At 65.0% G+C, this 12,386-nt stretch carries 17 protein-coding genes; 8 read left to right on the top strand and 9 right to left on the bottom strand.

Annotation, left to right across the window (positions count from 1 at the left end; all coding sequences use genetic code 11):
* Positions 1-6: 6 nt before the first annotated feature.
* Both NUH86_RS16600 and NUH86_RS16595 read left to right on the top strand, forming a co-directional pair.
* The gene (locus NUH86_RS16600; RefSeq protein WP_267250513.1) at positions 7-339 is read left to right on the top strand and encodes a hypothetical protein; all 333 of its coding nucleotides are present in this window, start codon (positions 7-9) and stop codon (positions 337-339) included.
* Between the two features lie 47 nt (positions 340-386).
* Positions 387-983, top strand: coding sequence for a 5'-methylthioadenosine/S-adenosylhomocysteine nucleosidase (locus tag NUH86_RS16595; RefSeq protein WP_267252170.1), 597 nt, complete (start codon positions 387-389; stop codon positions 981-983).
* Positions 984-1,035: 52 nt separating this feature from the next.
* Here NUH86_RS16595 and NUH86_RS16590 read toward each other — a convergent pair whose 3' ends face one another.
* The 4 genes from NUH86_RS16590 to petA form a co-directional block, all read right to left on the bottom strand.
* Positions 1,036-1,572: an adenine phosphoribosyltransferase gene (locus NUH86_RS16590; protein ID WP_267250512.1), complete on the bottom strand. Its 537-nt coding sequence runs from the start codon at positions 1,570-1,572 to the stop codon at positions 1,036-1,038.
* A gap of 69 nt (positions 1,573-1,641) precedes the next feature.
* Positions 1,642-2,490, bottom strand: a complete 849-nt coding sequence (locus NUH86_RS16585; RefSeq protein WP_267250511.1) for a cytochrome c1 — start codon at positions 2,488-2,490, stop codon at positions 1,642-1,644.
* A 14-nt stretch (positions 2,491-2,504) separates the two neighbouring features.
* Positions 2,505-3,824, bottom strand: coding sequence for a cytochrome b (locus NUH86_RS16580; protein WP_267250510.1), 1,320 nt, complete (start codon positions 3,822-3,824; stop codon positions 2,505-2,507).
* An 11-nt stretch (positions 3,825-3,835) separates the two neighbouring features.
* A complete protein-coding gene (petA, locus tag NUH86_RS16575; protein WP_267250509.1) occupies positions 3,836-4,414 on the bottom strand; it encodes a ubiquinol-cytochrome c reductase iron-sulfur subunit in 579 nt (192 codons plus the stop codon).
* Positions 4,415-4,607: 193 nt separating this feature from the next.
* On the opposite strand from petA, the gene NUH86_RS16570 reads away from it, so the two are divergent.
* Genes NUH86_RS16570 through NUH86_RS16560 form a run of 3 tightly spaced genes read left to right on the top strand, consistent with a single transcriptional unit; the run spans position 4,608 to position 6,542 of the window.
* Positions 4,608-5,078 carry a tRNA (cytidine(34)-2'-O)-methyltransferase gene (locus NUH86_RS16570; RefSeq protein ID WP_267250508.1) on the top strand — a complete coding sequence of 157 codons (471 nt, stop codon included), beginning with the start codon at positions 4,608-4,610 and terminating at the stop codon, positions 5,076-5,078.
* Positions 5,075-5,926 (top strand): oxygen-dependent coproporphyrinogen oxidase, encoded by an 852-nt coding sequence (gene hemF, locus NUH86_RS16565; protein ID WP_267250507.1) that lies wholly within the window; start codon positions 5,075-5,077, stop codon positions 5,924-5,926. The genes NUH86_RS16570 and hemF overlap by 4 nt, the downstream gene beginning before the upstream one ends.
* Before the next feature lie 16 nt (positions 5,927-5,942).
* Positions 5,943-6,542: a GNAT family N-acetyltransferase gene (locus tag NUH86_RS16560; protein ID WP_267250506.1), complete on the top strand. Its 600-nt coding sequence runs from the start codon at positions 5,943-5,945 to the stop codon at positions 6,540-6,542.
* On the opposite strand, the gene NUH86_RS16555 is transcribed toward NUH86_RS16560, so the two are convergent.
* Positions 6,524-7,312 (bottom strand): hypothetical protein, encoded by a 789-nt coding sequence (locus tag NUH86_RS16555; protein ID WP_267250505.1) that lies wholly within the window; start codon positions 7,310-7,312, stop codon positions 6,524-6,526. The genes NUH86_RS16560 and NUH86_RS16555 overlap by 19 nt on opposite strands.
* 78 nt (positions 7,313-7,390) lie before the next feature.
* Between NUH86_RS16555 and lipB the strand changes: the two genes are divergently transcribed.
* The 3 genes from lipB to NUH86_RS16540 all read left to right on the top strand — a co-directional run bounded on the left by lipB (position 7,391) and on the right by NUH86_RS16540 (position 9,240).
* Positions 7,391-8,092 (top strand): lipoyl(octanoyl) transferase LipB, encoded by a 702-nt coding sequence (gene lipB / locus NUH86_RS16550; protein ID WP_267250504.1) that lies wholly within the window; start codon positions 7,391-7,393, stop codon positions 8,090-8,092.
* A gap of 62 nt (positions 8,093-8,154) precedes the next feature.
* Positions 8,155-8,460, top strand: coding sequence for a hypothetical protein (locus tag NUH86_RS16545; protein WP_267250503.1), 306 nt, complete (start codon positions 8,155-8,157; stop codon positions 8,458-8,460).
* Between the two features lie 75 nt (positions 8,461-8,535).
* Positions 8,536-9,240, top strand: a complete 705-nt coding sequence (locus NUH86_RS16540; RefSeq protein WP_267250502.1) for a hypothetical protein — start codon at positions 8,536-8,538, stop codon at positions 9,238-9,240.
* Between the two features lie 182 nt (positions 9,241-9,422).
* Here the strand turns inward: NUH86_RS16540 and queE are convergent, their stop codons facing one another.
* The 4 genes from queE to NUH86_RS16520 form a co-directional block, all read right to left on the bottom strand.
* Positions 9,423-10,070: a 7-carboxy-7-deazaguanine synthase gene (gene queE, locus NUH86_RS16535; RefSeq protein WP_267250501.1), complete on the bottom strand. Its 648-nt coding sequence runs from the start codon at positions 10,068-10,070 to the stop codon at positions 9,423-9,425.
* Positions 10,071-10,074: 4 nt separating this feature from the next.
* On the bottom strand, positions 10,075-10,767 hold the full coding sequence (gene queC / locus NUH86_RS16530; protein WP_267250500.1) for a 7-cyano-7-deazaguanine synthase QueC: 693 nt from the start codon (positions 10,765-10,767) through the stop codon (positions 10,075-10,077).
* A gap of 46 nt (positions 10,768-10,813) precedes the next feature.
* Complete coding sequence (locus NUH86_RS16525; protein WP_267250499.1) at positions 10,814-11,218, bottom strand: DUF3617 domain-containing protein; 405 nt, start codon at positions 11,216-11,218, stop codon at positions 10,814-10,816.
* Between the two features lie 118 nt (positions 11,219-11,336).
* Entirely contained in the window at positions 11,337-12,239 is a 903-nt protein-coding gene (locus NUH86_RS16520) for an Hsp33 family molecular chaperone HslO (RefSeq protein ID WP_267250498.1), read from the bottom strand.
* Positions 12,240-12,386 lie beyond the last annotated feature (147 nt).

Genomic DNA, 12,386 nt, shown 5'->3' with positions numbered 1-12,386 from the left:
ATCGGTGTGCAGAGCGCGCCTCAATACGACAATCACGCCGCCAGGAGCGACGAAAAACCGTACTTCGTCAGACCCGCGTGCCCCGTCCTAACCCATCAGGCCAAAATCACCCGGTTTTTCGAGGTGTCCACCTGTGTTCCAGCGAACCGGGAATTGGCCATGGACACCTTGGGCAAGGAATTAATTGAGAACCGCATCGTTCCGATCACGGCGGAAGAAAGGCTGGACGGATTCCGACGCGCCCCTCATCCTGGACATGATACAGGACAAGGCGGAAAGCAGGCTGCTACACTTGCCGCCAATACCGGCATGAGCGCACCGCTTGCGCGCCTGCCCTGACAGGCCATTCAAGCGACGAAAGGGGGACAATCATGCCGCGTGGAGAAATGATCGCGAACAGACGGGTGCTGTTCGTGATGGCGGTCGAGGATGAATATGGCCCGCATCTCAAGGCCCGGTTCGATCCGCTGATGGTCGGCGTCGGCCCGGTGGAGGCGGCGCTTGGCACCGGGTTGGCGCTTCAGCGGCTGGAGCGGGATGGCGCCCTGCCCGATCTGGTCGTGTCGCTAGGCTCGGCGGGATCGCGTATCTGCACGTTGGGTGAGGTCTATCAGGTCTCCAGCGTGTCCTGGCGCGACATGGACGCTTCCCGCCTGGGCTTTCCCAAGGGGGTGACGCCCTTTGCGGACCATCCGGCGGAAATGCCGCTGCATACGCCGCTGGAACTGCGCGCGGCGCGGCTGTCTACCGGCGCGAATATCGTGGGCGGGGAGGATTATGCCGCGATCGATGCCGATATGGTCGACATGGAGACCTTTGCGGTTGCGCGCGCCTGCCAGCGCTTCGGCGTCCCGGTGATGGGACTGCGGGGGATATCCGACGGTCCCGGCGAACTGGCGGATATGATGGGGTGGACGCAATTGCTGGCCTTGCTGGATGAAAGGCTGGCGCAAGCGGTGGACAGGCTGGCGGAGGCGCTCTGAGGCTGGGGAAGTTCAACCGCATTGGTAGAGCGATGGGGAATGTGGAAGCCGCTCAATGCCCCTCGAAGGCAATGATCGCCGCAGACGCCACGCCGTCGGCTTCCAGCGCGGCCATGCCGCCCAGATCGGGCAGATCGATGGCGAAGAGCGCCATCAGCACGGTCGCACCCTGCTCCCGGATGAGTTGAGCCGCCGCGAGGGCGGTGCCGCCGGTCGCGATGAGGTCGTCCACCAGCACCACCCGCGCCCCGTCCGGAATCTGTCCCTCATGCAGTTCCAGCCGGTCTGTGCCATATTCCAGCACATAGTCGATGCCCACCGTCTTGCCGGGCAGCTTGCCCTTCTTGCGCACGGGCACGAAACCGACGCCCAGCGCATGGGCCAGCGCCGCGCCCAGAATGAAGCCCCGCGCCTCTATTCCCACGATGAACGCCGGATCGAGCGGCCGGGCAGCCGCCGCCATCCGTTCCACCAGTTCGGCCAATCCCGCACCGTCCGCCAGCAGGGTCGTGATGTCCCGGAACTGGATGCCGGGCTTGGGGAAATCGGGGATGGTGCGGACCAGGGCCGCCAGACTGTCAGCGCTCATTTTTAGCCCTCATAACGAAAGGGGGCCCGGTTTCCCGTGCCCCCTCCCATGTTCGGTTTCAGGTCGCGATCAGGCGGCCTTTTTCTTGTCCGCCCAGATATTCTGATAGGCCATATAAGCCAAGCCCGTCGCGATCAGCAGGAAGAAGATCGTGGCCAGACCCGCGCGGCGGCGGTTTTCCAGCTTGGGTTCGGCGGTCCAGGTCAGGAAGGCCGCGACGTCCTGCGACATCTGGTCGACGGTCGCCTTGGTGCCGTCCCCATAGGTCACCTGGCCGTCGGCCGTCAGCGGCGGCGCCATGGCAAGGTTCAGGTTGGGGAAATAGGGGTTGTAGTGCAGCCCCTCAGGCGTCTTGGCGTCGGGGAATTCCTTCAGCAGTTCAGCCGGCTGCGCCTGGAAGCCCGTCAGCAGCGAATAGACATAGGCGCTGCCATGGTGGCGGGCCTTGGCCATCAGCGAGAGATCCGGCGGGATCGCATTGTTGTTCGCCGCCGCCGCCGCGACATTGTTCGCGAAGGGCTTGGGGAAATAATCCGCCGGGATCGGGTCGCGGGTCGACATCTCGCCCGTCTTGGGATCGACGTCGGGGGTCTTGATCGCCCACTGCTTGGCGATCGCCTTGATCTCCGCTTCGTTATAGCCAATGCCCTGGAGGTCGCGGAACGCGACGAACTTCAGGCTGTGGCAGGCCGAGCAGACCTCCTTGAACACCTGGAAACCGCGCTGAAGCTGGGCCTGATCGAACTTGCCGAAGGGGCTGTCGAACGAGAAAGCCACATGCTTGGGTTTCAGGTGGAATTCATGCTCCACCGTCTTGGCCGGCGGCTCGGTGACATAGGCCACCGCGCCCACCAGGAAGGAAACCAGCAGCCAGCCCGCGAAAAAGAGGCCGACGAGAAATGCGCCGATGCGTACCATTAGTCTTGTCCCCCTTAACCGGCGTGCGACGGCTGCGGATCGCTGCCCATGCCCGGAAGCGCTTCACGCTCCCCTTCGATGGCATGACGGCCAAGCACCGCTTCGGTAATCGAATTGGGCAGTGGCAGCGGCTTTTCGAAGCGCGAGATCAGCGGCAGGATGATCAGGAAGTGGGCGAAATAATAAGCCGATGCGATCTGCGAGATCATCACATAGGGCTCTTCCGCCGGCGCACCGCCGCAATAGCCCAGGATCAGCACGTCCAGGATCAATATCCAGAAGAACTTCTTGAAGGTCGGACGATAATTGCCCGACCGCACCGGCGACGTGTCGAGCCAGGGCAGGAAGAAGAGCAGCAGGATCGATGCGAACATCGCCAGCACGCCCAGCAGCTTGGCCGGCACGAAGAAGAAGTCGACGGTGAAGGCGCGCAGGATCGCGTAGAAGGGCCAGAAATACCATTCGGGCACGATATGCGCGGGCGTCGAGAGCGGGTTCGCCTCGATATAATTGTCCGGATGACCCAGATAGTTGGGCGCGTAGAACAACAGGATCGAGAAGAGGATCAGGAAGACGCCTGCCCCGAAACCGTCCTTCGCGGTGTAATAGGGGTGGAAGGGCACAGTGTCCTGCGGCCCCTTCACTTCCACGCCGGTCGGGTTCGAGGAACCCGGAATGTGCAGCGCCCAGATATGCAGGATCACCACCGCGGCGATCACGAAGGGCAGCAGGAAGTGCAGCGAGAAGAAGCGGTTCAATGAGGCGTTGCCGGGGGCGAAACCGCCCAGCAGCCAGGTCTGGATCGGCTCGCCCACCACGGGGATCGCGCCGAACAGGCCGGTGATGACCTTCGCGCCCCAGTAGGACATCTGCCCCCAGGGAAGCACATAGCCCATGAAGGCGGTCGCCATCATCAGCAGGAAGATGACGAGGCCCAGCAGCCATACCATTTCGCGCGGCGCCTTGTAGGAACCGAAGAACAGGCCGCGGAAGATGTGCAGATAGACGACGATAAAGAAGAAGCTGGCGCCGTTGGCATGCGCATAGCGCATCAGCCAACCCGCATTCACGTCGCGCATCGTCTGTTCGACAGTGCCGAAGGCGACCAGAGTATTGGCGCCGTAATGCATCGCCATGATCACGCCGGTGACGATCTGGATCACCAGCGCAAGGCCGGCCAGGACACCGAAGTTCCAGAAATAGTTGAGGTTGCGCGGCACCGGATAACCGGCGCCGATGGCGTTGTAGACGAGGCGCGGCAAAGGCAGCTTCTCGTCGATCCACTGCATCGCGGGATGCTTGGGAGTATAATGTTCAGCCCATGGAAAGCTCATGACAGTCCCCCTCAACCCACGAGAATGGCGGTGTCGGAAGTGAAGCTGAACTTCGGCACTTCCAGGTTCTTGGGCGCGGGGCCCTTACGGATGCGGGCCGCGGTGTCGTATGACGAACCGTGGCAGGGGCAGAAATAACCGCCATATTCGCCTTTATTCTCACCCTCGCCCGCGCCCAGCGGCACGCAGCCCAGATGGGTGCAGACGCCCATCGTGACCAGCCACTGCTTCTTGCCGTCGACGGTGCGTTCCTCCAGCGTCTGCGGATCGCGCAGGCTGGACGCATCGACCTTGTCGGCCTCCGCGATTTCCTTTTCGGTCAGGTGCCGCACGAACAGCGGCTGCGACCGGAAAGTGGTCTTGATCGCCTGACCCGGCTGGATCGACGAGATGTCCACTTCCGTCGACGCAAGCGCCAGCACGTCCGCACTGGGGTTCATCTGGTCGACCAGCGGCACGACGACCGCGACCGCGCCGACCCCGGCGAAGCTCACCGCGGCGATATTGATGAAATCCCGGCGGCGAACACCGTCGCCGCCCCCGCTGGAGACGGCTGCCCCCTCACTGTCCACATGTTCAACGATCGCCATGCACCTCAACCCTTGCAAGTACGTCCCTGGCCCCGCCGCATTGCCCGATTCTGGCTATGTTATCGGGGGAGCCGCGGCGCCCATGCAGATGGGCACGCCTTTCCCCCTGGCGCGGTTTGCAGGCCTGATAACCGTAGGATGCGCCATTTGCCAAGCCTTTTAGACGGGCTATGACAATTAACCGGGCTGTTCTATGGCGCGGGGCATGCGTATCGCCCTTTATCAACCCGAAATCGCCGGAAATGTCGGCGCGATTCTGCGCCTTGCGGCCTGCTTTTCCGTGCCTGTGGACATCATCATGCCGATGGGATTCGCCTTTTCCGACGCGAAGCTGAAACGCGCGGCGATGGATTATGGCGCGTCGGCCGACGTGACCCGCCACGCCAATTTCGAAGCGTTCGACGCCATCCGCCGGGCGCAGGGACGGCGGCTGATGCTGATGAGCAGCCATGCATCCCAGCGTCTGCCCGATGTCGCATTCCGCGCCGACGACATATTGCTGATGGGGTCGGAAAGCGCGGGCGTGCCCGATGCCGTCCGCGATCTGACGGATGTGCGCGTGCGCATTCCGATGGCGCCGGGCTTTCGATCCTTGAACATCGCCGTTTCCACGGGCATCGCGGTTGCCGAGGCCCTTCGCCAGACTGAAAGTTTCCCGCAATGACCTTGACCCTCGATCCGCAACAGCAAGCCGCCCGCACCTGGTTCGAATCGCTCCGCGACCGCATCTGCGCCGAATTCGAGGCGATCGAGCGGGAAGCGGGTTCCGACGCCCGCTTCGACTATATCGCCTGGGATCGCGAGGCGCCGGGCCTGGCTGCCGGAGAGGGCGGCGGCGGCGTGCGCGGCGTCATGAAGGGCAAGGTGTTCGAGAAGGTGGGCGTCAACGTCTCGACCGTGGGCGGGGCCTTTTCCCCCGAATTCGCCAAGACCATCCATGGCGCCGACGAAGATCCCCGCTTCTTCGCCACCGGCATCAGCCTGGTCGCGCATATGTCCAATCCGCATGTGCCCGCCGTGCACATGAACACGCGCTATCTGGTGACGTCGAAACGCTGGTTCGGCGGCGGCGCGGACCTGAATCCGCCCCTGCCCCGCGACGAGGACACGGCGCATTTTCATGATGTGCTGAAGGCCGCCTGCGATGCCCATGACACGGACCATTATCCGCGCTTCAAGGCGTGGGCAGACGAGTATTTCTTCATCCCCCATCGCGGCGTGCACCGTGGCGTCGGCGGGATTTTCTACGATCATCTGGAGGGCGATTTCGAAGCGAATTTCGCCTTCACCCGCGATGTGGGCGAGGCGTTCCTTCAGGCATTTCCGCCCATCGTGCGGCGGCGCATGGGGGAAAGCTGGTCGCAGGAGGACTATGCGCGGATGCTGGAATGGCGGGGGCGCTATGCCGAATTCAACCTGGTGCACGATCGCGGCACGCTGTTCGGGCTGAAGACCGGGGGCAATGTCGACGCGATCCTGATGAGCCTGCCGCCGATGGCGAGCTGGAGCTGAGGAAGGGCATGACGCCATGAGCCTGACGCCGGTTCCGGACGATCAGATCGCCACCATCGTCACGCATCTGGAGATGCGGGATCGGCCCCGGCCCGCGCCCATCCCGCCCGCTCCGCTGCGGCTGGTGCCGTGGAAGGCGCCGACGCCGGACGCCTATCGCGCGCTGTTCCGGCGCGTCGGGGAGCCGTGGCTGTGGTTCTCCCGCCTGGTGATGGACGATGCGGCCTTGACGGCGATCATTCACGATCCTGCTGTAGAGGTCTATGCCGTCACCGACCCGCGCGGGGTGGAGGTGGGGCTGCTGGAACTGGATTTCCGTTCGCTGCCCGATTGCGAACTGGCCTTTTTCGGGCTGATCCCGGAACTGAACGGCAAGGGGCTGGGCCAATGGCTGATGGCGCAGGCCAAGACGCTGGCCTGGCGCAGGCAGGTCACGCGCTTCTGGGTGCATAGCTGCACGCTCGACAGCCCGGCGGCGCTGGGCTTCTACCGGAAGGCGGGGTTCGTGCCCTATAAGCGGGAGGTGGAGATCTTCGCCGATCCGCGGCTGGCCGGTTTATTGTCGCCCGACGCCGCGCCGCATGTGCCGATGCTGGGTCAATCGGCGGCGGCCTGACGATAGAGCCGCGCCAGCATCACCAGCATATAGACCTGCACCACGGTCGATACGGCGGCGGCGGCCACCCCGCCGATCAGCCGCCCGCCGGCCTGACCGCCGACCAGCGTGCCAATGACGCCGAACACGGACTGCGCCGCACCCCCGACGATGGCGGACAGCAGCGTCAGCGCCAGGACGAAGCCCAGCAACCGCCAGAAATGGCCTCGCGTCAGCGCCCAGCCATGACGCAGCGACGCCATCACGCCTTCCGTCCCATCGATCACCACGGGATTGAGCAGCAGCAGCCGCACGCTGGCGAAGATGGTGACGGCGACCACCCCCGCGCCCAGCAGCAGGGCCAGGGTCGCCCCCAGTGGCTTGGCGACCAGCGAGAGCACGGTCACGACCAGCGTCGCGGCGATCACAGCCCCGGCCAGGAAGCCCGCCACCACCAGCGCCGTGCCCAGCAGCACCGGCAGCCTGGCGAAGCTGAGCCGCAGCGCCTCTCCGACGCTGATGCCGGGGCGCAGGGCCAGCGCGAACAGGGTCAGCGATCCGAACCAGATGATGATCACCGCCAATATCATGGCTGTCCAGAAGCTGCCCGGCACGTGCGGCATGGTGGTTTCCGACAGGTTCCATCTGGCGAGTTCGGGCGGCGTCATTTCCTGCAGGATCAGGCCCGGCAGCGCCACGAACAGCAGGGCGACCGGGAACAGCAGGCTCTTTTCGCGCGAGACGAAGGCGACCGCCTCCTCCCAAGCCTTGCCGATGGACATTGTCGCCATATCTTTACGCCCTGCATAACTCTTCGAAAATCGCGGAGGAGACTTGATCCCTCGCTCCGCCCAAGTCAAGGAAGCCCCATGTCCCCGCACCCGGAACCAGCCCCCGAACCGGCGATCGAATGGCGCGTCGAAAGCGCGCCCGTCGATTATCCCGCCGCATTGGCGGATATGGAGGCGCGGGCGGCGGCGATCTTCGAAGGGCGGGCCGCCGAGCGGGTATGGCTGCTGGAACATCCGGCCCTTTATACGGCGGGCACCAGCGCCGATCCGGCCGAACTGCTCGATCCGCGCTTTCCGGTGCATGTCGCCGGGCGCGGCGGGCGCTATACCTATCATGGGCCGGGCCAGCGCATCGGCTATCTCAACATCGACCTGCGGGAGCGGGGCAAGGATGTGCGCAATTTCGTCCATCATCTGGAAGGCTGGATGATCGACGCGCTCGGCGATCTGGGCATAGCGGCCCGCCGGGCGGAGGGGCGCATCGGCATCTGGACCGACGACCGGCAGGGGCGGGAGGCGAAGATCGGCGCGCTGGGCATCCGGGTGCGGCGCTGGGTCACGCTCCATGGATTTTCGATCAACGTCGATCCCGATCTGTCCCATTTTGGCGGCATCGTGCCGTGCGGCCTTGCCGAATATCCCGTGACCAGCATCGCCGCGCTGGGCATGAAAGCGTCGACCGCGGCGCTGGACGCGGCGCTGGCCCGGCATTTTCCGGCCTTTATCGGTCGGTTGCGGCGATGCCCCCCAGGGGTTGAGCAATGCGGGACAGGCGGCTAGGGTCGCGGCTTTCGCCAGGTGGGGGGCTGCCGGGCATGCGCAACAGGCTTAAGGAGACCCGGATGCGTCCTGACGCGAAGACGATGGTGACAAGGGTGATTTCGGCGGGGCTGATCCTTACGGGCTGCATGGCGCTCGCCGGATGCGGCAGCCAGAAGGAAAGCGGCACCGCCGTTCCGATGAACAATCTGGAAGTGGTCGACGGCACCGCCACCGATGCCATGACCGACCTGGACGGCGTGCGGAGCGAAGGCGCCGTCATGGCCCTGCCCGCCAATCGCGGCGACGATGCGGCCACTCCGGCAGCGGCGAAGAATGAGAGCGAGGAAAAGCCCGCCGCCGATACGGAGATACTGTCGGATCAATAGGCTGGCGTCCGCGTTCAGGCGTGATACAGACGGGCGACAGATAGTTGGCAACGCCCGTTTCGAAGAGGGATTCCGATGATTTTCCGTTCCACTGGCCGTTCCGCCGCGCGGAGGGCCGCCCTGGGATTGGCCATCCTGGCGGCGCCGCTGCTGACGCAACCGGCCGCGGCGCAGTTCTTCTGGTCACCGCCCGATTTCTCCACCCCGCCCCTCACCGACGCGGAGGCGACTGCCGCGCTCGGCCTGCCCGGCGCGAACCCGGCGGAGATCAAGGCGGGGCTGGTGTGGAACCTGCGCGCCGCGCTCAATGTCGCGGCGCTGCAATGCCAGTTCGAACCGACCCTGCTGTCGATCAGCAACTATAATGCGATGATCGCCCATCACGACGCCGAACTGGACGCGGCCCAGGCCACGCTGCTCGGCTATTTCCAGCGCACCGCCGGCAAGGGCAAGCCCGGCCAGATGGCGTCGGACCAATATGGCACGCGCATCTATTCCGGCTATTCGACGGTGCAGGCGCAGCGCGGTTTCTGCCAGGCGGCGGCGCTGGTCGGGCGGCAGGCGATCTTCGCCCAGCGCGGGACGCTCAACGAAGTGGCGCGGGGCGGGCTGGGATCGATCAAGAAGTCGCTGGTCCTGGCGGGCGAGCAATTTTACGGCGATCCGGGCCGCAGCTATTCGCTGGCACTGCCCTCCTTCGACCCCAAATGCTGGAAGAAGGGCAAGATGCTGCCCGCCTGCCATATCGCGTGGAACCAGAAGATCGGGGTTCAACCCTGAGATTGATGGCCGGAATTGGCCATTAACGGTCACAAGAAAACCGTTCGGGCTGAGCGAAGTCGAAGCCTTCAGCCGAGCGAAGCGAGGCTCCCTTTGCTTCGCCTCCGCTCAGCAAGACCCTTCGACAGGCTCAGGGCGAACGGAAACTGAACCTCCGCCATCCACCCAATTCAGCCAAGCCTCTACCGCAACCCCAGATATTTATGCGACTGGAGGCTGAGCCGCCAGCGCGGCCTGTCCATCACCAGGTCGATCGCCGCCCGCGCATTTTTCGCCGCATCGGGATCGTCCAGCGGCTGCACCAGCAGATGATCGAAAGCCCAGCTTTCCATATCCTCTACATCGGCCAGACTATGTCCCTGCCCCGGCTGCGGCCAGACCAGCTTCAGCTCATTGCCGCTGCGCTGGACGACCTCGCTCCCCGCCTTGGGGCTGATGCAGACCCAGTCCAGCCCTGGATGCGCGGGCAGGGTGCCGTTGCTCTCGATGGCGATGGTGAAACCCCGCGCATGCAGCGCATCGACCAGCGCGTCGTCGATCTGGAGCATCGGCTCCCCGCCGGTGAGCACGATATAGCGCCCCTCCCGCCCCTCGCCCCAAAGGGCCAGCGCCGCATCGGCCAGACTGTCCGCCTCGGCAAATTTGCCGCCGCCATCGCCATCCGTGCCGACGAAATCCGTGTCGCAGAATCGGCAGATCGCGCTGGCCCGGTCCTGCTCCCGCCCGGTCCAGAGGTTGCAGCCTGCAAAACGCAGGAACACCGCCCGGCGTCCGGCATGGACGCCCTCTCCCTGCAAGGTCAGGAACATTTCCTTGACGGCATAGCTCATGGCGTCAGGGCTTCACCGCATAGACGGTGGGATCGGGCAGGCCCGCTTCCACAAAGCCCTTGGATCGCAAGCGGCAGCTATCGCACTGGCCGCAATGCTTGCCGTCCGGGGTCGGGTCATAGCAGGACCAGCTCAACCCCGCGTCCAGCCCCAGCCGATGCGCCTCCCGCACAATGTCGGCCTTGCTCATATGCTGGAGCGGCGCGTTGACGCGGATCGGATGGCCCTCGACCCCCGCCTTGGTGGCCAGCGCCGCCATTTTCTGGAAGGCGTCGATAAATTCGGGGCGGCAGTCGGGATAGCCGGAATAATCCAGCGCGTTGACGCCGATGAACACGTCGCTCGCGCCCGCCACTTCCGCCAGGCCCAGGGTCAGCGACAGGAAGATGGTGTTGCGCGCAGGCACATAGGTCACGGGAATGCCGGGACTGACCCCGCCCTTGGGCACCGCGATGTCAGCAGTCAGCGCCGACCCGCCGAACACCGTCAGGTCGAGCGGCAGCACGATATGCGAAATCGCGTTGAGCGCTGACGCCACCCGCCCCGCCGCCCGCAATTCCAGGCGGTGGCGCTGATTATAGTCGATCGAGAGCGCAAGCACGCGATAACCGGCCTCACGCGCCAGCCCGCCCGCGACCATGGAATCGAGCCCGCCGGACAGCAGGACGACGGCGAATTTTCCGCTATTGGCAACCATAAGCCCGGCGCTACCCCTCCCGACGCATCAGCGCAAGCGAGTCGGGTTAATGACAGGCGCCAAGCCAGCGGCCCTCCAGCGCGAAGGCGAAGGGCGCGCCGTCGGCGATGCCCTGCGACCGGATCTGCACCAGGCGCGCGGTTTCGGTGCGAAGGTCGGTCCGGCCATTGCCCGCCGCGCCGCATTCATAAGTGACGACCAGCCGGTTCGGCGTCTCGCTCACGGTGAAGCTCTTGCAGCTATGGCCCGCATGACGGCTTTGCAGAAGCTGGTTCAGATGGGCGACGCAGAGCTTGCGGACCGCGCCATCCGGTCCGCGCTCGCGCAATTCCCACTGGCCCGCCTCCAGCCCCTTGGGCAGGCGCGGCGATGGCGCCGCCGCCTGAACGGCAGACCCCGTCGCCATCATCGTCGCCAAGGCCGCCGCAAGGGCGCGCCGTCCTGCCGTCATCCCGATCCCCCTGTCGATCCTCGATCCATCCGCATCCCGCATTGCCCGCCAATTGCGGCAATTTGATAGCGGCGCCGAATCGAGCGGCCATAATGGCGCAAGATCGGAAGGTCCGGCGCTATCCAAAACTGTCGAGCGCCACCGGGAAGAGGCGGGAGCAGAAGGCGCAATCGACGCCGATGACCCCCTGATCGTCGGCCATCTCCGCCCGCTCGGTTGCCGGAAAGCGGCCGATGACGCTGCGGATATGGTCGAGGTCGCAGCGGCAACCCTTGCTGAGCGCCGTCGGATCGGTGACGCGCACCTCATCCTCTTCATGGAACAACCGCCAGACGATATCGGTCAGCGGCAGGCCGCGATCGGTCAGTTCCGCATCCTTCAGCGTATGGGCCAGCGCCTGGACATGTTCCCATTCAGGATGATCGTGGCGGACATGCAGCCGTTCGCGCCCGACTTCGCCTTCGGGCAGGTGCTGGAGCAGCAGGCCCGCCGCCAGACAACCCTCGCCCGCATCGTGGCGGGTCGCGATCTGGATGATGCTGGGGATCTGTTCGGACTGGAAGAAATAATGCTCCGCCGCGTCGGCCAGCGATTCGCCGTCGAGCGGGACGATGCCCTGATAGCGCTCGCCCGACACCGCCTGATCGAAGGTGATGGCGAGATAGCCCTTGCCGAACAGGCCGAACAGCGTCGGATCGGGGCCGAGTTCGGCCAGCCGGTCGGCGTCGAACTTGGCATAGCCGCGCACTTCGCCGCCCTTGTAATCGGCGACCAGCAGGCTGACGACGCCATTTTCCGTCTGCGCCTGCATGGTGAGTTGCCCCCCCACATCCTTGAGCGTCGTGCCGAGCAGCGCCGCCAGCACCAGAGCGGAGGCGAGCAGCCGTTCGATCTGCGGCGGATAGGCATGGGCGGCCAGAACATCGTCGAGGACCGGCCCCAGCCGCACGATCCGCCCACGCGCATGGCGCGAGGGAATGGTGAAGCCCAAGGCTTGGTCGAGGGAGGTGGAAGACGTCAAATCAGGCTCCGTGTGGCGCGCAAGGGCGGCCGGTCATGCAAAAGCGCTTAGATAGGTTGCGATCATCGGGCTTGCAAATCGGCTTGGGTTCCGACTGTGTTGGGTGGAGAGCGGGCATTCCAAATCCCTCTCCCTTGAGGGAGAGGG

Source organism: Sphingobium sp. JS3065, assembly GCF_026427355.1.
Taxonomy (GTDB): Bacteria; Pseudomonadota; Alphaproteobacteria; order Sphingomonadales; family Sphingomonadaceae; genus Sphingobium.
The sequence above is the reverse complement of the archived record's forward strand: the minus strand, read 5'-3'. Positions and strand labels throughout refer to the sequence as shown.

What these genes read in the sequence shown, in the direction of transcription:
- NUH86_RS16595 (WP_267252170.1), top strand. Translation starts at nt 387, where the DNA reads ATGATCGCGAACAGACGGGTGCTGTTCGTGATGGCGGTCGAGGATGAA.
- NUH86_RS16590 (WP_267250512.1), bottom strand. Translation starts at nt 1,572, where the DNA reads ATGAGCGCTGACAGTCTGGCGGCCCTGGTCCGCACCATCCCCGATTTC.
- NUH86_RS16585 (WP_267250511.1), bottom strand. Translation starts at nt 2,490, where the DNA reads ATGGTACGCATCGGCGCATTTCTCGTCGGCCTCTTTTTCGCGGGCTGG.
- NUH86_RS16580 (WP_267250510.1), bottom strand. Translation starts at nt 3,824, where the DNA reads ATGAGCTTTCCATGGGCTGAACATTATACTCCCAAGCATCCCGCGATG.
- petA (WP_267250509.1), bottom strand. Translation starts at nt 4,414, where the DNA reads ATGGCGATCGTTGAACATGTGGACAGTGAGGGGGCAGCCGTCTCCAGC.
- NUH86_RS16570 (WP_267250508.1), top strand. Translation starts at nt 4,608, where the DNA reads ATGGCGCGGGGCATGCGTATCGCCCTTTATCAACCCGAAATCGCCGGA.
- hemF (WP_267250507.1), top strand. Translation starts at nt 5,075, where the DNA reads ATGACCTTGACCCTCGATCCGCAACAGCAAGCCGCCCGCACCTGGTTC.
- NUH86_RS16560 (WP_267250506.1), top strand. Translation starts at nt 5,943, where the DNA reads ATGAGCCTGACGCCGGTTCCGGACGATCAGATCGCCACCATCGTCACG.
- NUH86_RS16555 (WP_267250505.1), bottom strand. Translation starts at nt 7,312, where the DNA reads ATGGCGACAATGTCCATCGGCAAGGCTTGGGAGGAGGCGGTCGCCTTC.
- lipB (WP_267250504.1), top strand. Translation starts at nt 7,391, where the DNA reads ATGTCCCCGCACCCGGAACCAGCCCCCGAACCGGCGATCGAATGGCGC.
- NUH86_RS16545 (WP_267250503.1), top strand. Translation starts at nt 8,155, where the DNA reads ATGCGTCCTGACGCGAAGACGATGGTGACAAGGGTGATTTCGGCGGGG.
- NUH86_RS16540 (WP_267250502.1), top strand. Translation starts at nt 8,536, where the DNA reads ATGATTTTCCGTTCCACTGGCCGTTCCGCCGCGCGGAGGGCCGCCCTG.
- queE (WP_267250501.1), bottom strand. Translation starts at nt 10,070, where the DNA reads ATGAGCTATGCCGTCAAGGAAATGTTCCTGACCTTGCAGGGAGAGGGC.
- queC (WP_267250500.1), bottom strand. Translation starts at nt 10,767, where the DNA reads ATGGTTGCCAATAGCGGAAAATTCGCCGTCGTCCTGCTGTCCGGCGGG.
- NUH86_RS16525 (WP_267250499.1), bottom strand. Translation starts at nt 11,218, where the DNA reads ATGACGGCAGGACGGCGCGCCCTTGCGGCGGCCTTGGCGACGATGATG.